This window comes from Zhongshania marina, from assembly GCF_002915595.1.
Classification (GTDB): domain Bacteria; phylum Pseudomonadota; class Gammaproteobacteria; order Pseudomonadales; family Spongiibacteraceae; genus Spongiibacter; species Spongiibacter marinus_B.
Window position 1 is genome coordinate 44904 of record NZ_PQGG01000029.1, and the last position, 24758, is coordinate 69661.

The 24758-nt window shown below is 49.1% G+C and carries 19 protein-coding genes; 4 read left to right on the forward strand and 15 right to left on the reverse strand.

What is annotated here, in order from left to right:
* Positions 1 to 144 precede the first annotated feature (144 nt).
* The 14 genes from C0068_RS12455 to bcsR all read right to left on the reverse strand — a co-directional run bounded on the left by C0068_RS12455 (position 145) and on the right by bcsR (position 18966).
* Complete coding sequence (locus C0068_RS12455) at positions 145 to 1833, reverse strand: WS/DGAT/MGAT family O-acyltransferase (protein WP_103684802.1); 1689 nt, start codon at positions 1831 to 1833, stop codon at positions 145 to 147.
* Positions 1834 to 2018: 185 nt separating this feature from the next.
* Positions 2019 to 2972: an oxygen-dependent tRNA uridine(34) hydroxylase TrhO gene (gene trhO, locus C0068_RS12460; protein WP_103684803.1), complete on the reverse strand. Its 954-nt coding sequence runs from the start codon at positions 2970 to 2972 to the stop codon at positions 2019 to 2021.
* Between the two features lie 5 nt (positions 2973 to 2977).
* The gene (locus C0068_RS12465; protein ID WP_103684804.1) at positions 2978 to 3304 is read right to left on the reverse strand and encodes a BolA family protein; all 327 of its coding nucleotides are present in this window, start codon (positions 3302 to 3304) and stop codon (positions 2978 to 2980) included.
* A 33-nt stretch (positions 3305 to 3337) separates the two neighbouring features.
* Complete coding sequence (locus C0068_RS12470) at positions 3338 to 3700, reverse strand: TfoX/Sxy family protein (RefSeq protein ID WP_103684805.1); 363 nt, start codon at positions 3698 to 3700, stop codon at positions 3338 to 3340.
* Between the two features lie 11 nt (positions 3701 to 3711).
* The gene (locus C0068_RS12475; RefSeq protein ID WP_103684806.1) at positions 3712 to 4755 is read right to left on the reverse strand and encodes an aminotransferase class I/II-fold pyridoxal phosphate-dependent enzyme; all 1044 of its coding nucleotides are present in this window, start codon (positions 4753 to 4755) and stop codon (positions 3712 to 3714) included.
* Positions 4752 to 5690, reverse strand: coding sequence for an adenosylcobinamide-phosphate synthase CbiB (cbiB, locus tag C0068_RS12480; RefSeq protein WP_199176167.1), 939 nt, complete (start codon positions 5688 to 5690; stop codon positions 4752 to 4754). The genes C0068_RS12475 and cbiB overlap by 4 nt, the downstream gene beginning before the upstream one ends.
* A gap of 240 nt (positions 5691 to 5930) precedes the next feature.
* A complete protein-coding gene (locus C0068_RS12485; protein ID WP_103684808.1) occupies positions 5931 to 6686 on the reverse strand; it encodes an amidohydrolase family protein in 756 nt (251 codons plus the stop codon).
* A 121-nt stretch (positions 6687 to 6807) separates the two neighbouring features.
* Complete coding sequence (locus C0068_RS12490; RefSeq protein WP_103684809.1) at positions 6808 to 8082, reverse strand: glycosyltransferase family 4 protein; 1275 nt, start codon at positions 8080 to 8082, stop codon at positions 6808 to 6810.
* A gap of 113 nt (positions 8083 to 8195) precedes the next feature.
* Positions 8196 to 11933, reverse strand: a complete 3738-nt coding sequence (locus tag C0068_RS12495; RefSeq protein WP_146047892.1) for a cellulose synthase subunit BcsC-related outer membrane protein — start codon at positions 11931 to 11933, stop codon at positions 8196 to 8198.
* Positions 11924 to 13066 (reverse strand): cellulose synthase complex periplasmic endoglucanase BcsZ, encoded by a 1143-nt coding sequence (gene bcsZ / locus C0068_RS12500; protein WP_103684811.1) that lies wholly within the window; start codon positions 13064 to 13066, stop codon positions 11924 to 11926. Before bcsZ ends, C0068_RS12495 begins: the two co-directional genes overlap by 10 nt.
* Positions 13063 to 15189 carry a cellulose biosynthesis cyclic di-GMP-binding regulatory protein BcsB gene (gene bcsB / locus C0068_RS12505; protein WP_158249992.1) on the reverse strand — a complete coding sequence of 709 codons (2127 nt, stop codon included), beginning with the start codon at positions 15187 to 15189 and terminating at the stop codon, positions 13063 to 13065. The genes bcsZ and bcsB overlap by 4 nt, the downstream gene beginning before the upstream one ends.
* Before the next feature lie 136 nt (positions 15190 to 15325).
* Complete coding sequence (gene bcsA, locus C0068_RS12510; RefSeq protein WP_199176168.1) at positions 15326 to 17983, reverse strand: UDP-forming cellulose synthase catalytic subunit; 2658 nt, start codon at positions 17981 to 17983, stop codon at positions 15326 to 15328.
* An 8-nt stretch (positions 17984 to 17991) separates the two neighbouring features.
* On the reverse strand, positions 17992 to 18753 hold the full coding sequence (bcsQ, locus tag C0068_RS12515; RefSeq protein WP_103684813.1) for a cellulose biosynthesis protein BcsQ: 762 nt from the start codon (positions 18751 to 18753) through the stop codon (positions 17992 to 17994).
* Positions 18754 to 18966 carry a BcsR/BcsP family cellulose biosynthesis protein gene (bcsR, locus tag C0068_RS12520; protein ID WP_158249993.1) on the reverse strand — a complete coding sequence of 71 codons (213 nt, stop codon included), beginning with the start codon at positions 18964 to 18966 and terminating at the stop codon, positions 18754 to 18756.
* Positions 18967 to 19177: 211 nt separating this feature from the next.
* Between bcsR and bcsE the strand changes: the two genes are divergently transcribed.
* From bcsE to bcsG (C0068_RS12540), 4 genes are read left to right on the forward strand one after another with little or no spacing between them, the layout of a single operon-like run.
* Positions 19178 to 20782: a cellulose biosynthesis protein BcsE gene (gene bcsE, locus C0068_RS12525; protein WP_103684815.1), complete on the forward strand. Its 1605-nt coding sequence runs from the start codon at positions 19178 to 19180 to the stop codon at positions 20780 to 20782.
* Positions 20783 to 20829: 47 nt separating this feature from the next.
* Positions 20830 to 21033, forward strand: a complete 204-nt coding sequence (locus tag C0068_RS12530) for a hypothetical protein (protein WP_103684816.1) — start codon at positions 20830 to 20832, stop codon at positions 21031 to 21033.
* A complete protein-coding gene (gene bcsG, locus C0068_RS12535; protein ID WP_103684817.1) occupies positions 21030 to 22634 on the forward strand; it encodes a cellulose biosynthesis protein BcsG in 1605 nt (534 codons plus the stop codon). The genes C0068_RS12530 and bcsG (C0068_RS12535) overlap by 4 nt, the downstream gene beginning before the upstream one ends.
* Before the next feature lie 40 nt (positions 22635 to 22674).
* Complete coding sequence (gene bcsG / locus C0068_RS12540) at positions 22675 to 24258, forward strand: cellulose biosynthesis protein BcsG (RefSeq protein WP_103684818.1); 1584 nt, start codon at positions 22675 to 22677, stop codon at positions 24256 to 24258.
* Between the two features lie 3 nt (positions 24259 to 24261).
* On the opposite strand, the gene C0068_RS12545 is transcribed toward bcsG (C0068_RS12540), so the two are convergent.
* Positions 24262 to 24657, reverse strand: coding sequence for a TM2 domain-containing protein (locus C0068_RS12545; protein WP_103684819.1), 396 nt, complete (start codon positions 24655 to 24657; stop codon positions 24262 to 24264).
* Between the last annotated feature and the right edge of the window lie 101 nt (positions 24658 to 24758).

The following is a 24758-nucleotide window of genomic DNA, read 5'->3' on the forward strand; positions in this document are numbered from 1 at the left end:
TGATATAAGTGAACTTGTGGCCATGTTATGCGCTGGGATAATCTAATCTATACCGCTGAAAAAAACATCTTGCCCATAAAAAAGCCCCGCGATGGCGAGGCTGTGTGCATTACTCAATGTCGATTAGCGCGCAAACATATCGCTTTACGAAACGGTATTTTTTATCGGTACAACCTTGGTGTCGTCCGCTACCGCACCATTTACGCTAGCGCTTGCTGAGGCCTTTGCCGATGAGGCGCTTTTGGCCTTTCTTGCAACAGGCTTCTTAACGGCTTGGGTCACCGCCGGCTTTTTTGCGCTTGCCGAGCTAGCCGATGACGAGGCGGCTTTTTTTGCAACGCTAGATTTAGCCGCACTGCGTTTTGCAGGAGCAGGAGCAGGAGTCGAATTCGACTTGGCAGCGCTGCCTGTATTAGCGATATTTTTTGCCGCCGCAAGTAATTCATCAAAAGACTGTTCTATGCACTCTCGGTAAAACGCGGGATCAGGCATGGCGTTGCGATCACCAAGAATCGACATGGTCATAATACCGTTGGAACTGAATATCAGGTGGAATAAACCCACGCCTGGCGTAAGCAAGCCCAAACCGTAGTAACGCACCATTTGCGCGCCAGCGGAATACAGCGGGAAGTTTGGCCCCGCGACATTTGATACAACAGAACTGATTCCCAGCGGCAAATGACGAGTTAAACCATTGTTCACATAGCTACTAACTAATGAGGTAGTAATGGCTGGCGACATCACCCCCGCCAAACGCAGCACGTCCACTAGCGGCGAGTTCTCGCCGTATATTTTGGCTTCTTGAGAGCTTTTATACACGGCGGCAAGGCGCTCTAAAGGATCGGCAATATTGGTGTGCAATTCGACAAAAACGGAGCCCACCTGATTGTTTTCGTCGGTCAAACCACGGCGGGTGCGCATATCCAGCGGAATAGAAACCGACAGGCTTTCGTCGGGCAGTTCATTGTGATGTTCCAAGTAGCGCCGCAAACCACCGGCTATCACACTTAGCACCACGTCATTAATTTTAACCTTGGAGGCATCTTTTAAAAACTTAACATCGGCCAGTTCAAATTCAGCAGCTTCAAAAACGCGGTAAGGGCCGACTGGGGTGTTAAAACGGGTTCGAGGCGATTTAATAGACGGAATGGGGATTTTCTTCTGCGCCATTCCCACCGCCATTTTGCCTAAATCACGCAACACGCTAACACCGCCGGTCAACATTTTAACGCTGTTTTTAATATTATTTACCGCCGCAGAACCGGCTAAATACATCGTCCCCGGGGCTACATCCACGGTTACCACTTCTGGCGCCTGCGGCACTGCGGCTGGGTCTGGCTCTAAATCGTGGATAACCGACATAATCGAAGAGCCGCCGGCCCCATCCACAAGGGAATGATGCATTTTGGTGTAGATCGCAAAACCGCCTTTGGGCACGCCGGGGATATTGTCTAAGCCCTCAATGATATAGGCCTCCCACAAAGGGCGATTCATATCTAAAGGTCGCGCGTGAAGACGAGCAACCAATATACAAAGCTGACGCCAGTCACCTGGCTGCGGCAGTGCAATATGCCGAATATGAAATTCAACGTCGAAATTGGCGTCTTCTACCCAATAGGGTCGATCTACATTGCCTGGAACTTTAAGCAATCTGGAGCGAAAAATAGTGTGCTTTAGCAGGCGACGCTCAAAATTGGCGATAACACCCTTGAAGCGGACAAAGCCTCCGGGTGCTGTCGACGGATCATAAATACCTAAACCGCCAACATGTTGGGGAGTATTCGGATGCTCTAGGTTAATAAATGCGGTATCCAGAACGCCTAGCTGCTTCATGCAATAATTCCTCTTATTATCATCACCCCTGCGCCGTTCAGGCCGAACGGCCCAGCGGACGGGCACATTAAGCATAGTACATCAATTCGCGACGGATCAAAGTAATTCAAATGTAATAGGCGCGGCAAAGAGATTCTGGGTATTAGGGTTAATACGCCCTAGAACCTCTTGTGACGCAATACTGACTATTGGGGATTTTCTGTGCGGGATTTACGCTGGCGAGCTGGCGGCGGCGCGCCAACATGTTCTTCATTGCGCAGGCGCGCAAGTTCAACCTGTTTTTGGCGATCGCGAAAGCGCTTCTTTTGATCATCAGTCACTACATCAAAGCAGGCCGGACAGGTCACCCCCTCCTCGTAGAATTCGCTCTGTTTATCTAGGGCATTGATGGGCCGACGACAGCCGTGGCACAAATCGTGTTGCCCCGTCGCCAAGCCGTGCGTTACCGATACGCGGTTATCAAACACAAAGCACTCGCCCTGCCACAAACTCTCTTGCTCAGGGACTTCCTCTAAATACTTTAAGATGCCGCCTTCTAGGTGATAAACCTCGTCGAAGCCTTCGTGCTTCATAAACGCAGAGGCTTTTTCGCAGCGAATACCTCCGGTGCAAAACATCGCTACTTTTTTATGTTTTTGGGGATCGTAATGCTCGCGAACGTATTCTGGAAATTCTCTAAAACTAGTAGTTTTGGGATCGATTGCACCGCGAAAACTGCCAATTTCAACTTCGTAGTCATTGCGGGTATCTATCAGCAAGACCTCCGGATCAGAAATTAACGCATTCCAATCTGCCGGTTTTACATAGCTGCCAACCACCTCATTGGGATCAATACCGTCGACACCCATTGTGACTATTTCTTTTTTGAGTTTTACCTTCATGCGGTAAAACGGCTGTTCTTTATCAAAGGATTCTTTGTGGCTCAAATCCGCTAGGCGCTTGTCTGCCCGCAAATAATTCAGCACGGTATTAACGCCTTCGCGAGAACCCGCAATAGTGCCATTCACCCCTTCAGCCGCCAGTAGCAAGGTGCCTTTTACGCTGGCAGCGAGACAAACCTCTAATAAGGGCTCGCGCAATTCATGATAATCAGGAAGGCTGACAAATTTATACAAGGCCGCAACGACAAACTGATCCATTTTCTTTAACCCTGCTCCTTTTTGCTACCGCCTAAGCAGTTTGGCGACGCCGGTGCGGGGGCAGCTCTGTTTTGCCATTCTTCTGGGGTGTAGGTATGCATGGCAAGCGCGTGAACTGGGCCGGCCAATTCCTCTGCCAAGAGCTGATACACACTTTGCTGACGTGCAACCTTGCGTTTGGCATTAAAGGCTTCAGCAACTATAACAAGTTTAAAATGGGTTTCAGAATTCGCCGGCACGCTGTGCATGTGGCTTTCGTTAAGCACTTCAAGATGCAGGGGGTTTAAAGCCGCCGCCAGCTTGCTGGTAATACTCTCTTGTATGACTGACATAATATGAACTCCGCTACCGCAAATCGGCGTACATTATACACGCCTCGCGGGCTTCTTTGACTTTTCCGCCGCACAGCGTATTGCCGCTGCATAGGCGCGATTTGCCCACGTTACCAGCATATCAGTATCATCCAAGGCTTCGTCTGGGGTTTGGTAATAAGACAGGGCGATCTCTTTATTGCCCCGCGGGTAGGTAAATGGTGGCAAACCTAAGGCTTCAAAATCTGCTTGGCTGTCTTTATCTACCTTTAAGTACAAGGTATTTCCAAAAACCACGCCAAACACTAAGCCCTCTAAAAATACGCCGTAACCGCCAAACATTCTTCGGCCCGTCACCGGACCAAGCCATTGCAGCTGATCCATTAAATAATCGATAAATGCCGAATCTGATGCCATTTAGCGCTCCGCTACGCTGCCAAGGCGCGTATATCTAGCTGGCTAAGTCGTTCAGCCAGAACGGTGAGATCTCCGGCCAAACCCCAACGCATATAGCCGCTCTCACCACAATGATAGACCCGTACCGACAAACCGACCTGATAGCTGGCTGACTGCAAGGCCTCGGCCTGCGCCAAGGGCATAATTAGCGTAACAAACAAGGCGGAATTCACGCAGCGGATGTCCTCGCCAGCAAACACCTTGGCGAGCAAAGCCGCCTGAGCACTTGACGCGGCAAACAATTTTTCACGGGTCTGCCGCTGCCAAGCTCTGTCCAACAAGGCCTGCTGGCCAATCCACTGGGCAGCACCACTTACCGTCCACGGCCCAAGGCAACAATCTAGTTCAGCCAATAGCGATGGTTCCGCCAAAACAAAGCCCAAGCGCAGACCTGGCAGACCAAAAAACTTACCCACCGAGCGCAACAAGACAATCCCCGGCTCCCCCGCCAAGGCCGACACATCACTTTCAGGGTTTGCATCGGCAAAGGCCTGATCAACCACTAAGAGCCCCTGTGCCGGTAACACGCTTCGCCAGTAACGAAGATCCTCAATCGCCAATTGATCAGCACTTGGATTATTGGGGCTAATCAGCACCATGTGCAGAATATTTTCGGTGGCAATTTGGCGCGCGATTTCCTCGCGGTCATAGCGTTCAAACAGCACGATGTCGTGACCCGCGCGCTGCCAGCGATAGCGATGCTCCTCATAGCCCACCGCCGGCAGTAATACCCGCCCTTTCGGTGCTATATAGGGCAGTTGCTGAATCACTGGCTGGCTTCCCGCCGTCGCTAAAATCAACTCCGGTGCCACGCCGTAATACGACGCTGCTGCGGATTGTAACTCGGCATTAAAATACGGCAGCGTGGTATAGCAGTCGTTTGGCGGGTTTACTAGCGGCCACGGCCAGGGATTTATCCCTGTGGCCAAGTCCAGCATCGGTAGCGTTGAGTTCTCTGCTGGTAACTGACGGGGATCACCGCCGTGCATTGGCGGCCGATAGTGGCTATCACTCAAAGTAGGCCCCCAATAATTACAGCGATGACAATCCACACCACCAATAGACGGTTAATCAAGGTAATACTCCGTTCCAAATCCTCAGCCCTAGGTTTTGCGCCGCCACCCAATGGCGCGCGCAATACCGTTTCGCCATGATAACTTGCCGCTCCTCCCAAGGTAATATTTAAAGCCCCCGCACCGCTGGCCATAACTGAGCCGGCATTGATGCTTTTCCAGCGCCAGCCCTGCCCAAACCAGCAGCGAAAACCCCGTGCAGATAGGCCAAACACGCTAAAACCCAAGGCTGTGAGCTGAGCGGGAATAAAATTGAGCACATCGTCACTGCGGGCGGCCCACCAACCAAAATAGCGATAACGGTGGTTTTTATATCCCCACATAGCGTCCAAGGTATTTGCTAAACGGTGCAACACCACCCCCGTAGGACCAGCTAGGGCAAACCAAATCAGCGAAGCAAATAAGGCGTCGCTGCTGTTTTCCAATGTGGTTTCCAGCCCGGCGGCGAGTACCTGGTCTGCGTCTAGCTCGGTGGTATCGCGACTCACGATATAACTAATTTTCAAGCGTGCCTGTTCTATATTTCCCTCAGCCAACGCTGATCCAATAGGCCGAATATGTTCACATAAGCTGCGCCAACCGATTGCCCAGTAAAGCACCCCGCAATCGAAGACAAAGCGCACAAACTCAGCATACGAGGATAAATAATGACCAAGCACCCAGACTAAAATGATCCAAGGCAAGACCGCCACACTCCAAGCAATGACGCCACGCAGGCGCAGCAATTTAGCATCGCCGGTATTAAGCGTGTTCTCAATGCGCTTAGCGATATTCCCAAAGCCTACCAAGGGATGCCAGCGAGTCGCTTCACCAAATACCCGATCCAGCAGCACGGCGCAGACCCAAACTAGGGCGATATACATCGCCGTTCCAAGCATTACTTAGCCCCCATAATAAAAGCTCTTAGGCATTCAGGCGTCGATGTGTTCCAAAGCAAACGGAAATTGATGACATCTATAGCAGGGAAACACATGGCTAACTCGGCAATAACAAGGCTTAAACCGCAGGGCGAATACACAAAAAACTCGCGAACAGTGGCTTTGCTTACGTCAGAAAAATGGGTGTTGTGGACTGTAAAGAACTCGTGAAGTGCGGTCAACTCGCTTAGCGAGCCACTATTACACCCCTAGCCGATAAAATGCGGCGGCATTGTCCCACAGCACTTTTTTAGCGGCGGCATCGCCGAGGGCATTGCCGATAATTTCTATATCTACCGGATTAAAGGCCCGCGGCGAGCGAGTTGAAGGTAGATCGGTACCAAACATTAGGGCATCGGGGTTAATTTCAAACAAGCGCTTTATCGCCTGACTAACCGCAAAATCCACTCGCCCAAACCCTGTTGCCTTCACTCTGGCACCGCTTTCTGCCAATTGATACAGCAGCGGTAAGCCCTCTTTAGATAAGCCGAGATGATCAATACTAATCGCAGGAAGGCGGCACAGTTTATCGGCTAGTTCGCTTAGCGATTTACAATCGGCATAAATTTCAATATGCCAGCCAAGCAAATCGTAAACTCGATGGGCAAATTCACAAAGATACTCGCTGGTTTCTGAGCCGCCACGACGCAAATTAAATCGCACCGCACGCACACCGTGACTACCTAGCATCAATAAATCTTCATCGCTTACAGAAAATGGCAATTGGGTTACACCCACAAAAGTAGGCCCCAAGGCCGCTAAGGCGGTAATTAAATAACTTTGATCAAAGCTCTGAAACGAGCCTGAGACAACAGCGCCGCCACCCACACCCAAAGACGCGGTTTGGCCAACATAGTCATCTACTGTAAAGGCATCTGGCAAAAAACCGTCATTGCTCACCAAGGGAAAGACGGGGTCAATGATGTGTAAATGGGCATCAAAAATCATGTGCTGCATACCGCTCTCACCTCCGCCAGCTTTGTTTTACCGCCTGCGTATCAGCAAGGTTTATTATTAATTATGTCGATACTCTGTGAAGCTCATCAACATTCGCAGATTTAAACAGGAAAAGCAATGCTCAAGAAACATCGCCATCGAGCGCCGACAGGCGAGCCTTGGCCTCGATCCACTGTGACATATATTGATGACTTTTTAGCGTCTGCTGACGCAGCATAATACTATTAAAATGGCTTTGCCGATGGGCACTTAAATCCTCAAGCAAGGTGTCTACGCGAGACATAAACCTAGGCAAATACACATCGCGAACATAACGTGAAGAAATTAAATTTTTACCCTTGGCCTGCGCTAACTGCCAGTCATTTTCATTTTGATAAAGTCGCAGTGCCGCCGAAGCAAACTCCTCCGCAAACTGCGTAGAAAACAAGGGAGCGCCATTTATCACCGCGCCACTCCACGGCATGTTGCCGCTCATTGCCTCAGCGCCAATATCGCTAGTCACAGACGGCGTGCCACATTCCATAGCTTCTAATAATTTGCCTTTTTGTCCAGCGCCAAACCGCAGCGGCGCCAAACACAGACGCGCCGAACTCACCACATCAACAGCGCTTTTTGCCCAACCTTTAATTAAAAAACCCAGTTTTTCATTGTGAAGCTGCAGAGCCTTTGGCGGAGGATAGGCACCGTAGACATGGCATTCAACATTCGGAAGTGTTTTGCGAATTTTTGGCCAAATATAAGCTCGCAAATACTGTACGGCATCCCAGTTTGGCGCATGGCGAAAATTACCAATAACCACGCAGTGTTCGCGCTCTGCAAAACTAGACCATTGCTGCGAATCTTCGTCTCGCAGAGTCGAAAGTAGCGGCAGATAATGCAATACATCGGGCGCCACGCCATAGCACTCTTGCAAAAGATTTATTTCGTACTCAGAAATAATCAGGCTAATATCGCAGCGCCAAATAGCCGCGATCTCCCGCTGCGCGATGTCACTAAATAAATCGCTGCGCTGCACTTCTCGACCTTGTTTTAAAGCCTGATGACGAGCGTGACGCAAGCAGTGCAGGTCTTCGGTATCGAGAATACGCAACGCCGATTCACAACTGCGCTCTACCCGCCAAGCAAACTGCTCCTCGGTAAAAAAACGATCAAAAACAACAACACTCGGATTTAAATCACTGACAAAACGATCAAAGCTGGAACAGTTTAATGCTATATCTTTGCTAGCGACGCCCTGCGCCTCCAGATCTACACTGTGTTCGCCACGTTGCGCAGCGCTAGCAAATGTCACCGCAGCACCGCGACGTTGAAAAACTTCAATCAAATCCATCATGCGCCGCCCTGCAGCGGATGAATTTGGTTCCGGCCAGACATAGCCAATAATTAGAACCTGCATAGTCTTACTCTGAAATAGCGTTCAGGAAAAAGCTGCCAGTATAAAGACATCAAACTAGGTCTAGCGAACATTGCTCGCAGTAAAGAAACCGAAGGCAACAAAGAATAAGTCGCCTAATCAAAACTACTGTAGGGAATCGGTGGCTCCGGCGGCGTCCAAATCGGCTGCCAACGATCACTAAACGTATATTTTGCGTACATAATGATGTGGTTCGGTTCATAGAAGTCAGCGCGTTGAACGTCTGCCGCAACACCTAAATACCAGCGATCGCTCACTCGTTTTTCCACCGCCGCTTCAAGTGCATACCCAAATCCACCACCAGACGAGCTACGTCCGCCCAATTGGTAAGGCGCATCTTCGCTAGACCAAGAATTAGAAATTGAGGCACCGATAAGATAAGACCACTCGCTCTCGCTACGGCCGTAATACCTTACCGGAATAGAGAGCGACAGATAATTCTGAGGGCTAAAATAAGCACCGTGCTGCAGGGTAAATTCACTCAAGTTTTTATCATATTGAAAATGTAAAACATTCAAGCCAATTCGAAACTGTCGGTCGTCCTGATCAAGCAGGCGGTGATATACCCCACCAAGTAGACCAAATCGGGTGTTATCGGCAACGTGTTCGCCGGTCATACCGTGGTATTGAATACTAGCCCAATAGCCGTTAGCTCCACCGCGGTCATAACTTAAACCCAACTTAGCGCCGCTGCGAATAACACCGCCCCACTCTGTACCCGCATTGCTAGCGCCCGCCGGAACCTTTAAACCGGCATAGGACAATGTTGTTCCAATTTCTGGCCGACGTGACAGCGCCAAGCTCCATCCCACCTGGGACAGCTTGCCGTTCATACCAATACCGCCAACCACGCTAGAATTCTGAAACCCCATCGGGGTAGTGCCAATATCTGCCCACCAGCGTTCGCTTAGCCAGCCTATGCCTAAAGCCACGCCCTCCGCGCTGCCCTTAAAGGGAATTCGATTAATTCCACCAGCAACTGGATCAAGGTAATTGATATTCCCTGAATCGACACTGACAAAATCAGCCCGCGCAATGATATGGCCATCAAGGCTTGGTACCGGCCATTTCACCTCAATAGGCACTTGGCTGGTTTGATCGCGGCCGTCGCGCTTTTTAAAATCCACGCCGACGATGACGTGACCGTCATTGCGCGCGCGAAGTTTATCAATTTGCTGCCGCGCGCTGCGGGTCAACCAGTTATCAACGCCAGATTGATACAATTTTCTTTTCTGCCACTGCTTTCGCAATGGCGTATTTGTCGGCTTGCCATTGGCGCGCAATAAAACGTCGTAGGCCAGTTCCTCGGTTAATGCAGACTGGCCCTGCTCTGCACTTAACAGCATGATCTCACGCATCTGCATGGCACTAATGTCATCGCGCTGGCGTATTTTTGCAATTAACTGTCGCTCAGCCTTGCGGTCTTGATTGTCGCTAAACACCGATAATAGCTGCATCAATTCCTTGGGCGACAACATGGCAGAGTTGCTAAGTAAACTAGCGGCTTGCTGCTGATAAACATCATCTTCGTTAATTGCCGCGCTGCTTCGTAAAATGCCTAGGCTTGCCTCGTTTTGATAAGGCCCCCATGACTGCGCAGCGCGGTGATACAGAGAATAAGCCAATATATGCTTACCCTCTTCCTCGGCTTGCGCCGCCTTTTTTAGCTGAAAACGGGTGTTTAATTCGGCGAACTCTCTCTGCTCGGCAGCCGCTAAATCAGACAGGTTTAAACCGGCATACCAGCTAGAAAAATCCCTAATCTGATCCAGGCTCAACAATAAATTACCGTAGCCAAGCTGGCGATTTACCGGCCAATCTCGCGTCGGTTTTAAATCCTGCGCAATTTTAATCGCGCGAGGCATCTGCTCTAGCTCTATCCAGGCCTTTGCCAGTCGAATCTGCGCGTCAAGGTCGCCCTGATAACGACGGCTGAGCGCATTCAAATTTGCCTGTGCGTTTGGGCTATCTATATCTAGTCCCACAAAGGCCTGATTCAGCTCCAAGCGCAATAAGTTTTGCCGCATTGCATCGCTGCGTTGCGAGGCGGGAATACTTTGCAGCTGCGACAATGCGGCGCGCTCCTGCTCACGCGAAGACAAATACAGAGCATAGGCAAAAATCATCTCCGCCGTCGGCGAGGTACGCCGCCAATCGGCCATTAGCTGATCAGCCCGCTGCGCCTGACCCAATTTAACGAGCATTTTTGCCAAATCACTGCGCTGCCAAGGGGAAGTGGGTTGCAGGAGCAGCGCCTGCTCAACTGCAGCCAACGCCCGATCTGGATCGCCACTTTGCATCGCCAATTCAACTTGAGCGGCGCCTATCTCCTGCTTGAGGGTATTTATCTGCTGGCGAAGCACCTGCTGCTGAGCCGCACTAAGTTGCCCTGCAAATTGCAGCGCAGCACGACGACCATGGCGCTGTTCGCGCAGTGAAAATAGACCGCGCAGAGCCTGTCCATTTTGCGGAGTCAATCTTAAAGCACGTTGATATGCAGTTTCAGCCCGCGCATATTGCTTTTGAACTTCGGCCAATTCGGCAATTGCAATGTACACATGAATAGAATCAGGGCGCAGCGCCTGCGCCTCAGCAAGCGCGCCCTCGGCGCCGTCGTATTTTCCTTGGGACAAAAACTGATCACTTTTTTGCAGCAAACTCCAGTAATGTGCAGTGTCAATTAGACGTGTCCACTTACCTCTCAAATCAGGATTCTCATTGTACTGTAAGGCCTGTTTGAAATAGCGTTCCGCCGCAGCTGCATTGCCTGTGCGTAAATATGCTACACCTAGGCCACCCAACACCTGCTCGTCATCTGGCCGACCTTTAACAGCGAAAAGTAACCGTGATTTGGCTTCGCTATTGCGATTAGCATCCAGTGCTGCCAAGCCCTGCTTACGAGCTCGATAATAAGGATTTTTTAGCTGCTCTTGCTCAATGTCTAAACGCTCAATGGCGTGACGATAGCTATCTTGAATACTAATATCTGAGGGATAGCGCGATGCAAGTTCTGCGTAATCCGCAACGACCGTATTATTAATAGGCCGGGCTCCTAACATCAACAACCACGACGCCGCAGCTCGCCGTCCGATGCCTGCACCATTTGCTAATCGTTCAAAAATTTCAGCAGCCCGCGGGTCTTGTGAATTACGCCGAGTAAGGTGCTCAGCCAGCATGACTTCAATTAAGGGAAAACGCTCGTACTGATGATTAAGCGCTTCCAGACTATCTCTAACCTCAGTCCAATTCTCACTGATACGCCCTCTGATCTCCAATTTGCGCAGCTGCAAACCTAGCGTAGGCATACCATCCGGAAACAACTCCTTAAACATATCTAAGGCATCTTGATGCCGGCCCGCCGTAGCCAATAACTGGGCGCGGGACAACTGATCCTTACCCTCAGTCATCGCCTGTAAATACTGTTGGAGGTATAGCGTTTGCTTGTGGCCCGAGTAATTTTTTTGCATCCCCTGCAATATTGCACGGGCCTCGTCGATATTCTCGTCGGCAATAAATTGGTAGGCAGAATAAAATTGAACAATGGGAGAATTCGGCGTGATCGCCCTTAAACGCGCTAGGGCATTATCAATTAAGTCTCGCCGATTCATTGCCTCAGCAAGCTGTAATTGCTTAATTAAGGTAGATGCAGCCTCTATGTCTTCACCGCTTGCGGGCGAAGTCTGCGTGCCTTTAACCGGCTGTAATACTACCCCTACATTGTCATAGTCAGGTGCCGTGTCCACCGCATCATTACGGACAAAGAAAAACCACACAAGGAAGGCAACCAGCAGAAATGGCAGAGCCCGTAGCAGAGACATCCAACTTATTTGCAAGTGTCTGCCTCCCACACGGGTAGAAGTTGTCCGTTTAGGGCAAAGCGATACCGCTTTTCCATCCAGCCACTGCCAAACAAGCTAAGTACGCTATCGTAATAACGCTGCCCCGGCGCGATTTTAGCTTTCGCATTCGCAACTTGGCTCAGTAATTCTGGGGTCTTGCTTTGCTGCTCGACGGATGATTGAAGCGCGGGTAATACCGCTGCTAAAAACCCAACTGGCCCACTGCCAAAAGTTTGACCGCTGCGGCTATCTGCGGTTTCTGGTGGTGTATTCTGTTCGGCGGTTTTCTCTAACATGGGCTTCACAGTATTTAACAATGGCGCCTTGTGTGGATGTTTATCGGCCAACATCCCTAGCCACAAATAATTGCGGATCGCATCGTAACTACCCTTACCTGAAGTTTTTGCATCTGCTCGCACCCCGGATTCTGAAACCAGCACCCAGTCGGGCACAAAGCCTTTTGGAGAAGCCTTTTCAATAATTAGCGCGCTACTCTTTGACAGCTCATCCCAATGTTGACTAGGAAACACCGTCGCGAGCCGATCAAGCAACTGCAGGGGACTATAGCTAGGATTTAAACGATATACTTTTTCGCTTTTGCTTGTTCCGACCGATACAAAGCCATGCGGTGCTGGCAATAACACGCGGCCTATAGTCGGTATTATCGCCGTCTCTTTTTGTATGATTTGACGCGCCAACAAATAACTGAGACTGGCGTAATAATGGGAGTTCCACAGTCTTCCAGCTTCACTCAAGGTGTAGGCTATCCACAAATCGGCGTCGGAGGCCGCATTGCTATCTAACACCCCGCTCTTGCCATTCTCGTTCACGCCCCAAAGCCAAGCGGGTAATTGTGAACCGAGGTCGCCAGCGGCGAGATTATCTATTGTCCACGCCAGCAGTTGATCAAAGCTTTTTTGATCATCGGCAAGCAAGGCAAAAAACAAGCCGTATGCCTGCCCTTCCGAGGTGGTAATCGGCTGCTCGCTGCTGCGATCAAGTACCCTTCCGTCCTCTATATAATGCTGCTTAAACGCTAACCATTCAGGCCAGCTACAATGGTTTTCCGCTGCATGGGCTTCAGCCGCAAGCAACGTGAAAAACAAGGTAATCAACAGATACCTCATTCATCATCGTCCACTTGCAAGCGACGAGCGGCTACTACCGCCAGCAGACGCCAAAGAATGATTGTTAACAGCACAACTAGCAGTAGCGCACACGCCGCCAAGATAAAGGGATGCTTAGAGAAGTGATACCAAATCAAGGTCTGGAGTGGCAGGTGCCCCACGAAATAGGGTTTACCAACAATATAACTCGCAACAGAATCACCCCTAAACATCGCCACCGAGCCGAAAATATATGGTAGTCGTCCGGGTGTATTTAAAGAGCGAGTGACATCCAATAGATCCTGATCGCGGGTGCCCAGCATCGCAACCACACTGCGCTCATCGTCAAAGGGCGATTGCATACCAATCAAGGCACCGAAAGCACCGTTGGCATTGAGGCTAACTTGTTCTGCAGTTGTCCACGCGCCATCTTCACTCCAAGGAAAATAGCGTAAATTGCCAAGATCTTGGGGGCGATTAATTGACCGCTGGCTCTTTCTTAATAATAAAGCTGGTTGGTTTTCTTCAAGCGCCGAGTCTGCCATAGAAGGGTCTACGCCAATCGCCAATATATCCTTATCTGCTAGCACTTTTTTGTCCCAGCTATCTAGCAGCGTTAAGCCCATACCTGGGTAGGCCACGCTGGCAGAGAGATAACCCACCGTTTCTAATAATGACTCAATCAGTATTGGGCTCGGCGATGGCGGAATCACCACTGCGGTATCTGATAAATCAGCCATTCGCGTAAAGGGGTAACCCGCCGTCGCAAATACCTGAAGATTTGGCATTTCGATATAGTGGGGATAACCGGTGAAATCTATTGTCGAATCCGCTTCAAGAATTGCACGGGGACTACCCGCAGGGATGGTCCGGCAAGCACCGCTATTCACTGCGGCAAAGGCAAAACGAAAACTCATTCTATTTAAGCTGCCTACCTGAAAAGCAGGAATACGAATTCTGTCACCACCGCCTAGGAAGCCATCATCCAGCAGAGGAACCCGCACCCGCTTTGCCTCACCATTTATACCTTTAGTAGTTAAGCTAAACGCCTCAACAAACTGGCCATTGATAGACATACTCAAGCTGGAGTCATCACTGTCATTTTCCGGCGGTGAATAGCGATAACGTAGATCCAATGGGATACCACGGCTTTGCCAAGTAAACAGATCCGGCGGAACACGAAGCGACACTGATATATCGCTGGGTTTACGCCCCTCTACCTGCAAGACCATTGGGTCGTCGACCAACTCACCCAGCTTTACCGGGCGATCGGTTCTAATCCAACTGGGGGAATCATAGGGCACGCGGGGCTGTATCTGCTGCGCCTTCGATATTGTTGCCACCGGGCCACTCAATAACTCTGAACCCAGTGCTAGACCGCGAACCGCCGTCAAGAGTTGCTCGCTATCTCGGCCTTGAATCAACAAGAGTTTCACGTAGGGGTTGTCGGGGTGGGTAATAATTTGCAGAGTAGGTTCATCTACCTCGGGGAAGTCCACCAAAAAAGCGGGTCGATTAGTATTTGTCAGCATCACTACCGCATGCTGTTCAGGCGCCTTATCAATTAAGACTGGAAAATTCACTCCCCGCCACTTAGCCTGCGAACCAAAATATGAGGCCGCCAATGTCGCGGCGTATACCGTATCAATTTCATAATCAGGACCAAATACGACAGGCAAAGTCAGCTTGCTAAAATCGCGACGATCAAAAAACGGCGCTGGTAATATGCTGAGGTCATTGCTTAAACGAACGCGACGGCTATTCAACACCACCTCGCTCGCCTGGCTTATTTCTGCCCAAATAGCAGGGTCGCTGGGATTCCAGCACTCTTGATCCAAGTGGCCCACCAACTCAATACGAAGTTGGTTGTAATCGCTAAAATAACGGGAGTCTAGTGGCAAACGAACGCTATCGCGCTGACCTTTATTTAACTCCGTTACCGGCACCGCATGCTGGAGTTCACCGTTTAGGTATATTTTAAGGTGCGACAAAACTTCAATTAAGGCGGGCGAACTGATGAAGTCTAATTTCAGCTCGGCATCTTTAACAATGCGATCCAAACGAGAGCCAAAACCCAAATAAACACTGGTCTCGCTGCCCTGCACGTCCAATGAATCTGCGAACCCCAAACTGGTAAATGTCATGGTCTCACTAACAAGACTTCTTGGGTCAGGCTCGCCGCTCCCGCTCTTTTCCTCAGCGAAACTGAAGACTGGGAACATAACTAACCATACCAGCAGTGATAAAACCTTTGCGTTTAGCAAGACCTGTCCCTCATGTTTAATTCCTCACCGCCAGTGCTACATTACGAGGACGGAATGTGGCTAATCCCTCCACCATCCAGATCACCGCAGCATAAATTTGTGGTATGGGTTTTGGCGAATTCCGCAGCAAGCGGTTATAGCCCTGCACTGCAGAGCTAACCACTTGCCCCATACTTATTGAGGGTACATCTTCAGAGTAAGACTCTTTCCAATCCACCCAGGTATCCGCTTTTGCAAATGTGCACTGAACATAATCGATTGTTTGCCGAACAGACAATTTAGGCAAGCGCGTACCAAGCACTCCGTCCTTTGCATATACCACATGCAGCGGAAAGGTAAACTCTTCATTGCCTCTACGCAGAACAACGTCCAACTTCGTAGAATTACGAAGTAAACTGCTGTCAGCTACCTCAAAGCGCAAACCACCAAAAGAAAAATCACGTACCGTTGCTTGAATTCGATGGCCCGTAGGTAATATCAAACTTGCCAAAATCCCCACATCGACCCTAGGCGCCGTCCTTACCTGCTTGGCCTCCGCCCCTACCGCAGCAGCGGCCCCAAGAATTAGCATATTGTAAAAGGTCCACATTAGGTTCACTACCACTGCTGAAATTTCCTCACTGGGCCCAGAAATTATTCTAACAATTCCCCATATAACCCCAGCAACATTAAGTACCACCAAGGCGATATAAGGTTTGGATATTACCCAATCGTAGTAATCCCGCTCAATAGTCCCACCCTTAGCGGTGACGTTGAAAGTACCTTTATGAGGCGCAAATAGGGCCACTGTAGTTGGCCTAGCCACATACCAAGCCAGCACTGACTCATATACTTCGCCCCAGAAGGAATAGCGGTATTTTCCCTGCAACATAGAGTTGACCGAGGCGGTATGAACCATATGTGGAATGACATACATCAACAACACCAAGGCCGGCGCATAAATAATGTAGGTATGCAGAAGTAAAAACGCTAACGGCGCCGTCAAAAATATCAAACGAGGAACACCAGATAAAAAATGCAGCATGGCGTTAAAATAACAAAGCCGTTGCTGCCAGCGCAGTCCGGGGCCAGTTAGGGGATTATCTAAACGTAAAATTTGGGCCATCCCCCGCGCCCAACGAATACGCTGACCAATATGCGCAGACAAGGTTTCCGTTGCCAAACCAGCGGATATCGGCGCGCTCAGGTAAGCAGAGCCATAACCCTTTCTATGCATACGCAGAGAGGTATGAGCATCTTCTGTGACCGTTTCTACCGCTATCCCACCCACTTCTTCAAGTGGCTTACGACGCAAGATTGCACAAGAACCGCAAAAAAACGTGCCTCCCCAGAGGTCGTTGCCATCTTGAATTAATCCGTAGAAAAGATTGCCCTCATTTGGAATTTTTCTAAAGGTTGCCAAATTTCTTTCGAAAGGGTCAGGCGAGTAAAAATGATGAGGGGTCTGAACCAGTGCTAAGCTGGGGTCTTTTATGAGCCAGCCCATGGTCATCTGGAAAAACGCGCGAGTCGGTATATGGTCGCAATCAAAAATAGCGACGTATTCTGCGTTGGTCTTAGTAAGCGCGTAATTAATATTGCCGGCTTTCGCGTGGTTATTCACCGGCCTACGAATATAATTCACGCCCACCTGCGCAGCAAAATCTCGGAAACTATCGCGTTTACCGTCGTCAAGAATATGAATGTTCAGTTTATCTTGCGGCCAGTCCAAACCTAAACTGGCGTAAACCGTTGCCTTAACCACATCCAACTCTTCATTGTAAGTGGGAATAAACAGGTCAATCGTCGGCCAAGTATTTACGTCCTCCGGAAGGGCTTGAGGCGTTCTTTTTAGAGGCCAAACATTTTGAAAATAGCCCAGTACCAAAACAACCCAGGCATAAATTTCTGCCGCCAATAACACTATGCCAAAAGTAAGCCCTACCGGACTATCCCAATTTAAGGTGTTGGTACTACGCCACCAGATGTAACGCGTAGACACCAGTAATGACAGCACGATTAGCAGCATACTTGAAAAACGCCCAGGCATACGCTGTAAAATCCAAGCCATAAATAGCAGCGCACATACAAAGGCCGCCTGTGCCTCTAAACTAAATGGCACGGTAATGCACAATAAACTTAAGACCAAAACAGCCACTATTAAAAGCCCGTCTCGCCAAGATAGCCGCTCCCAAAGACTCGACGCAGAGCGCTTTTTCAAATTTGCCGAAAGCGTTCCATCGACGTGACTTTCGGTATGTCGATTTCCCCACTCCAACACTAGCCGAAACCAGCCTAGTAAAACAGCCAGCAATTTTTGATAGTATTTAGCGAAATGGCGGGCGGTACCGACGGTCTTTTTAACAGAACGACGCGCCGAGTGCGGCCGAACAAACATCAGCCAAAAAAGTTGTACCAAAGCCCTTATAGGGTCATCGATACGAGGCCTACTAAAATCAATTTGCGGGAAGAAGTGTTGCGGCAAACACCAACTTTCAACGCCAGCAATACGAGGTTTTAAAAATATAAAAGCAAACAGCAACCAAACAGTGACAAGCACCCGCCCAGCAATTGAATAGCCACGCGCGCCCTTTAAGCAAATAAATTGGTGCCGCAATTCATTTTGCAGCCAAGGTTTAAACAATCCCAGCAGCGGCAAGCTAGCCTCTTGAACGATACCGCGCCTCTTACGCAAGCCCTCTCTCACGAAGGCACCTTGGGTAATTTATTGACACACCAAACAGCGAGCAAATAAAAATCTAAGGCTGCAGCACTATTAGGTGCGTAGCTGTTTAGTGTTTGTAAATGCGCAAACGCCTCGGGGACCGCAGCGTCGTGGTGAATAATATTAGATATAAGGTGATGCTCTAACTCTCGCCGCATCACCAACAACAGGTCTCGCTGCAGTTCATTTTCTGTTTTCACAGCGTTTAACAATATTTCGCAATCTGTCAGTAATTGCTGGCCTAATGGATGGGATACCAGTAATCGATAAGACTGCAGATCCGCTCTTGCTATCAGCAAGGAATAATCAGCCAAATCCTTTAGGGCTGAAAATTGCGCAGAACAATAACCCGTCAGCGGAGCCGAAAAATCCAGTAGCAAATAGTCAAGAGGCTCGCCGCTGAGAGCGTGGCAAATATCCGCGATATGCTTGGGCTTCTCAGTCAAGTTGCGACGCAGAGTGGCCAAGGATTCAACATCCAGCATCCCAAAGGGTAATACTCTCCCTCCATCCATAGCCTCAAACCCACACTCCACCCAACTTTGGGAAAGAGAGGCGCTGCGTGCCCAGCCATCTACAGCATCGCTGGCAACGCCAAAATGCAGGGCTAATAGATTATCTGGCGTGCAATCGATAGCGAGACAACGATGACCAAGGCCCTGTAACGCCGCAGCCAAATTGGCGGTGACCGTTGTGACTCCGTTGCCACCGCCGATTGAATGAAGAAGAATAATTTTCAATTACTCACCACCCGCGCTGATATTAGAGTTTGACCCGACGAACCAATTGGCGCCCTTCGCCTTGCTATGTAATTCGGCCAACAATGGCCAGCGCCGAATTATCTGCTGGTAGCGGTGCAACTCAACCACCTCAACATACTGCCTATCCTTTAGGGCATAAGCTCGGTATATTGCCCGCACATCCTCGCTCAGCTTCCTTTGTCCATCCACCACTATCCCGATCCTTTATTGCCATTACGACTAGATAGCCAAACCCTTTACTTCTTTTCCAAACACGTATAAGGCATTATACAGATCAGGCTGACGTAACCGAGTTCCTTTTTCCGGTTTTGCCGGCTAATTATCAAAGTAATTCGGCAATACTCATCATTAACTAGCTATGTATCGATATAGCAGTTTGCTGTGAAGGATCAACAAACACACTATGCTAGGCATTTCTGAGCTCCCTGCCAACGCCTTCACTTTCCGCGAAGGCGCCGTGTATTGCTACTTTAGCCCAGCATTACGAGATGCAGCCCCACTGTTCCTGAGACTAATAAATAGCAGTACACGGAGCTACTTTGCCATAGATTGCTCAGAATACGAGCTATTTTCAGGGCTGGACGCGCAAACCCAAGACAATTTATGCAAAACCTTCTCGTCCCCGCGACACCCAGCATTCTTTTGGCATTCAAGTACTGAAGAATCAAAAAAACGAAACCTGAGCACATTTTTAGCCGACAGCCAACGCCTCCACCCAAGAAGCAATACCCTGCTCATTATCGCAATACACGCAGATCGTATAGCTAATGACACGCCAAAACGGCGTAGTCGTCAAATATCGCAATGGGCAAACTGGGCCAGACAAAAAAAGCTGAGCGTTTTATTCCATTTCTATGGTGACTATCAGTCTCTGCGCCCTACCTTGATTAAAGATAGCGCTCAAATTGCCGGCATGCTAAGTCTACAACCCATTAGCCGGCATAAACTCAACGTCCATTTGCACTACTGGTATAGCAGCGTAGACGTCATTGCTGACCAAGAATATTTCCTTAACACCGCCGACACTAATTGCTTATCGGCAATTGAGCACCAAGCCAGCCACGGCATTACTGATTCAACAACAGCGATTGATGAAGACCACATTCATATTGCAGCACCGGCACTCACCGGCGCAGATCAAGTAGCTAGTAACCGCACAATTATGACGCACTCTGCCAGCGACAATCGTAGGCTTATCGAATCGATCAAGCATCTAGACGCCGCAACCGTGGTATTTAGCTGCGCCGAGCCCAATGATGCCCGAGATGTAGCAGTTATGTGCTACGAATTACGTACCAAGTATGGTGGCCGCCCAAAACTGATCATCCGCGAGCTTAAGCCCTGTCTCCGCTATTCTGATACTCGTTTCCTGTTGCGAAGCGGTGCTAACTTGGTTGTGCCATCCTCAGTTGCATTTTCCGATTTTCTCGACCAAATTGACGCCCTGCAAGGTCAAGTGATGATTCGAAGCCTACCCGCGTCACTGAGTGATATGCTGGAATCGTGGAACGGCATAAGTCTGCGCGGCTACTTTGAACCACAAGAATTCGTTCAACACGCACAATTAGCACTAGATACCTCGCGGCAAGACGACCTCGACCTTGTATTGCTACTACTAAAGCCCTCTAAGACCATTGCCATAGAACATTGCTTAAGCCTCTGTAATATAACTCGCAACGGCGACTTAGTTACGGTTTGCGACGGTGAGCTTTATATACTATTCGGGGCCTGTCGCGCCGCGGATGCAGATACGGCATTACGTAATAGCTTTGCACTTCCACCCCAAGAAATTTTCGCTGAAACGCTTCAATTTAGTGAAGTTGCCGACATAGAAGAAGCGATAGCCAGTATACTGCCAGCTCGTGATTTTTTAAGTGCCGAAAAAGGCCAGCAGCTGCTCAGCCTAGCCCCAAATCAGCTAGGCCGTAGCCAAGATGCGTTTACATTGCTATCAGAGCCGAGAACCTCGGCTAAACCGGTCACCTTACTATCTCGGCACAAATCTTAATCATCAGTAAATGCGAATAAGCGATATGAACGCGGTAGCTAGTTAGTATGAACATAGACAGTTTTATAAGTACGATATTAATCGGCTTTTTTGCAGGCAGCCTTGTCGGCTATTTTGCCCGCGAGGTATTTTCGACCCTGCGTGCCATTATTTTTCGGGTTTACGGCAAGCCTCGCTTCTTACAGCCATTTGATGCCGGGAATATTAAGAAAAACACCAATTCAATGGCTAGCGGTGAGTCACCACAATGACTGAAGTGAATGCCGCACGCCCCACAACATCAAGCGGTCTAGGCTGGTGGAATCTCTATTTTATTGTCAAAATCATTTTGTTTGTTCGCGGGGTTATTGAATTTCACCCATTAGAAAACCTCAGCTTATTGGCGCTTCTGCTACTACCCATTGGCAATAAGATCATCAACGTGGTGCGTCACCTCATCGCCCTTCCTTTTGCGCTGTGGTTATTTCATTACGACTCTTTTTTACCACCATTGGAAAGACTGGTAGCACAGATGGATCAGCTGATGGCCTTTGAATGGTCATACTTACTCGAATTAGTCATGCGCTTTGTGCCACCAAGCGCACTGCTCGGGGTATTTTTATTGGTCGCTGGCTACTACTACCTTGCGAAGTTCTTCCGAGTTTCGGTAATGGTGGTACTTGCGTGTTTTGCGGTCATTATTCCAATGGGGAGCGATAGCGACAATAGCTCTTCCGACTCACCAGCAGTAGTAGAGGCAAAAAGTAATAATAGTGCCCCCGCCACCCGCGATGACGACAGTTTGAATCAATACCTAAATCAATTTTTTAGCAAAGAACGTCAACGGCGTGTCGACTTTCCGAATAGCACTGGCGAGGCCGCTCCCTTCGATATACTGATGATCAGTATTTGCTCGCTAGCCTGGGATGACATGAACATCGCAGGGGTCAGCAACCATCCATTCATGTCTCAATTCGACATCATATTCGACCAATTTAACTCGGCAACCTCCTACAGCGGCCCCGCCCTGCTTCGTCTAACACGAGCCAGCTGCGGCCAGCCCTCCCATGACGCCCTTTACCAGCCAGCTGATTCGCAGTGCAAGCTATTCGAAAACTTAAAAGCGCTAGGCTATGACGAGGCCCTGATGATGAATCACGACGGCGTGTTTAACAGCTTGCTGCAACGCACCCGTATATATGGTGGAATTGATGCTCCCTTGGTATCGCAGGAGGGTTTAACTGTCAGCCAAAAGGCATTTGCAGGCTCACCGGTCACTCGCGACCTAGAGCTTTTGCAGCGCTGGTGGGCCGGACGGCAAGATAGTACACAACCGGTATTCGCACTCTACAACTCGGCAAGCCTTCATGACGGCAACCGTATTATGAACAGTGAGCGCGTATTTGGCACCGAAAGTTATGTTCTGCGTATACGCCGACTATTCGACGATTTAAACCAGTTTATGGAGCAATTAAAAAGCTCTGGTCGCAATGTTATGGTCATATTAATTCCAGAGCATGGCGGTGGTTTACGGGGTGACAAAATGCAAATTTCTGGGATGCGAGAGATTGCCTCCCCCTCAATTACCCATGTTCCGGTGGCGGTAAAACTCCTAGGAAAAAATATAGAGCGCAGCGACGGCATCGTCCATGTAGATAAGCCAAGTGGTCACATGGCCTTATCGCAAATTATTGCAAATGTAATCAACACTGGGGTTTATAATGGCGGCTCGTATTCAGCTGCAAATCTAAGCGCCAACTTGCCCGAAACGGCGGCCGTATCACAGAATGAAGGTAGCACTGTCATCAAAGTTGGTAATGAGCACTATATAAGTCTCGACGGCCAACACTGGAGCATCTACCCTTCTAATTAGTTTTTTATAAACGCAATGAAAATGGACATTTCGAAGCACTATGAATTTTGGCAAACTGAATGAGCTGGGAAACTGGAGCCATTACTTTTTAATTAAGGTTGCACTTTTTTTCCTGGGAAAAATTCAATTCCACATTCTTGGCAATCTAGCGCTCGCATTATTTTTATTGCTTCAAATTAAGGGACGAACCGGTCGCCTTCTCCGCCAATTTGTTGCCGCCGCAGCAGCTATCTTCCTGCTATATCATGACGCGCAAATTCCGTTAAGCGCAGCGGCAACGACACTCACCAACCTAGCCGAGTACGAGTGGTGGTATACACTGGAAGTATTACTCCGCTATCTCACGTTGAAGATCCTACTTTTCGTCGCCCTACTCTGTGCGGCGAGCTATTATATTTCTCGCTATGTCGAACTTAGCATTATTGTTTTTGCGGGCTTATTGGGCGTAGCCTTTGTCCAAAGTGGCATAATCGCCACGCTCACTCCACCCCAAAAAACCATCCCAACTAAGCAAGTGGCCAACAATACAAAACCGCAGCTCGGCTCAAATCAATCTCTAAACAGCTATCTGCAACAATTCTTTCAAAACGAACAAAGCAGAAAGATCGAATTTGCTGAGAGCAGCCCAGCTACGCCCCCCTTCGACATTGTTTTTCTAAGCGTTTGCTCCTTAGCATGGGATGACATAATGCTGGCCGGCATGAGCGAACATCCACTGCTCAAGCGCTTCGATATTGTCTTTGAAAACTTTAATTCCGCCACTTCCTACAGCGGCCCCGCAGTTACAAGACTGCTGCGCGCCAGTTGCGGGCAGGCACCCCACGACAAGCTGTCAAGCCGCGAAGGTGTTGATCACTGCCTGATTTTTCAACAGCTAGGCGATCTCGGCTACGGCCAAGCGCTTACCATGAATCACGACGGCCGCTTTGACGGCTTCCTAAAGCAGCTTAATGTCTATGGCGGCATTGACTCCCCACTGGAGTCTCAAGCAAATATCCCTGTTTGCCAAAAGGCTTTTGATGGCAGTCCTGTACTGTGCGACAAAGCGGTACTGGATCACTGGCTACAACAAAGAAATACATCTAATGCCGCAAAACAAGTGATGCTCTTCAACACAGTGTCGCTACATGACGGCAACCGCGTTATTGGTGGACAAGCAAAGTCTGGTATTGAGGGTTACAAACAGCGCCTGAGCATTCTCTTCAACGATTTGCAAAGCTTCATCACCCAATTGGAACAAAGCAAGCGAAATACGCTACTGATTTTGATTCCTGAACATGGCGCCGCATTGCGCGGTGACAAAATGCAGCTTTCGGGAATTCGTGAAATACCGTCGCCCAGCATTACCCATATCCCAGTTGCCGCTAAGTTTATTGGACCTCAATTACAGCGTGTTGGCCCAATCGCGAGAGTCACCGCCGACAGCTCGTTTTTATCGCTATCTGCATTAATCGCGAAAACAATGCAGCAAAATGTCTTTTCACAAGGCTCATTCTCGCCCCAGTCACTTAGCGAAGGACTGCCTAGCACTCCCATTGTGTCGCAAAATGAAGGCAGCACAGTAATACGCCTAGAAGGAAAAAACTACGTCACCGTCGATGGCAGACAATGGTCAGCATATTAAGAATCACGAGAACAAGGATGCATTTTTTTCACTAATTTGCTGATTCAAGGTCCAGTAATCGTAAATGACACCCAGCAAAAAGAGTCCACCTGTTAGCAGGTACAAAATCCCTGTCAGCCACTTACCAAGATAAAAACGATGTAGGCCGAAAATACCCAAAAACGTGAGCAACACCCAGGCCGCGGTGTAGCTACTGCTACCAGAGCTAAACGTTGAATCTGCCTCGCGGTCCATACTCGGAATTAAAAATAAATCCACAATCCAACCAATTAAAAACAAGCCTAGGGTAAAAAAGTAGATTGTCGCGCTAATCGGTCGGCCATAATAAAACCGGTGGGCTCCCATGAAGCCAAATATCCATAAGATATAACCTACAACTTTACTATGGGTATTGTTCATCGCTCTTGGCTCCCGCACACCATGCTTTGACAAGTTAATTAAGAAAGTCACGAAGTGTAGGCGATTATGTGTCATAGCTAAAGCCCACCTACCGCCAAGCC

What these genes read in the sequence shown, in the direction of transcription:
- C0068_RS12455 (WP_103684802.1), bottom strand. Translation starts at nt 1,833, where the DNA reads ATGAAGCAGCTAGGCGTTCTGGATACCGCATTTATTAACCTAGAGCAT.
- trhO (WP_103684803.1), bottom strand. Translation starts at nt 2,972, where the DNA reads ATGGATCAGTTTGTCGTTGCGGCCTTGTATAAATTTGTCAGCCTTCCT.
- C0068_RS12465 (WP_103684804.1), bottom strand. Translation starts at nt 3,304, where the DNA reads ATGTCAGTCATACAAGAGAGTATTACCAGCAAGCTGGCGGCGGCTTTA.
- C0068_RS12470 (WP_103684805.1), bottom strand. Translation starts at nt 3,700, where the DNA reads ATGGCATCAGATTCGGCATTTATCGATTATTTAATGGATCAGCTGCAA.
- cbiB (WP_199176167.1), bottom strand. Translation starts at nt 5,690, where the DNA reads ATGCTTGGAACGGCGATGTATATCGCCCTAGTTTGGGTCTGCGCCGTG.
- C0068_RS12485 (WP_103684808.1), bottom strand. Translation starts at nt 6,686, where the DNA reads ATGCAGCACATGATTTTTGATGCCCATTTACACATCATTGACCCCGTC.
- C0068_RS12490 (WP_103684809.1), bottom strand. Translation starts at nt 8,082, where the DNA reads ATGCAGGTTCTAATTATTGGCTATGTCTGGCCGGAACCAAATTCATCC.
- bcsZ (WP_103684811.1), bottom strand. Translation starts at nt 13,066, where the DNA reads ATGAGGTATCTGTTGATTACCTTGTTTTTCACGTTGCTTGCGGCTGAA.
- bcsB (WP_158249992.1), bottom strand. Translation starts at nt 15,189, where the DNA reads ATGACATTTACCAGTTTGGGGTTCGCAGATTCATTGGACGTGCAGGGC.
- bcsE (WP_103684815.1), top strand. Translation starts at nt 19,178, where the DNA reads ATGCTAGGCATTTCTGAGCTCCCTGCCAACGCCTTCACTTTCCGCGAA.
- C0068_RS12530 (WP_103684816.1), top strand. Translation starts at nt 20,830, where the DNA reads ATGAACATAGACAGTTTTATAAGTACGATATTAATCGGCTTTTTTGCA.
- bcsG (WP_103684817.1), top strand. Translation starts at nt 21,030, where the DNA reads ATGACTGAAGTGAATGCCGCACGCCCCACAACATCAAGCGGTCTAGGC.
- bcsG (WP_103684818.1), top strand. Translation starts at nt 22,675, where the DNA reads ATGAATTTTGGCAAACTGAATGAGCTGGGAAACTGGAGCCATTACTTT.
- C0068_RS12545 (WP_103684819.1), bottom strand. Translation starts at nt 24,657, where the DNA reads ATGAACAATACCCATAGTAAAGTTGTAGGTTATATCTTATGGATATTT.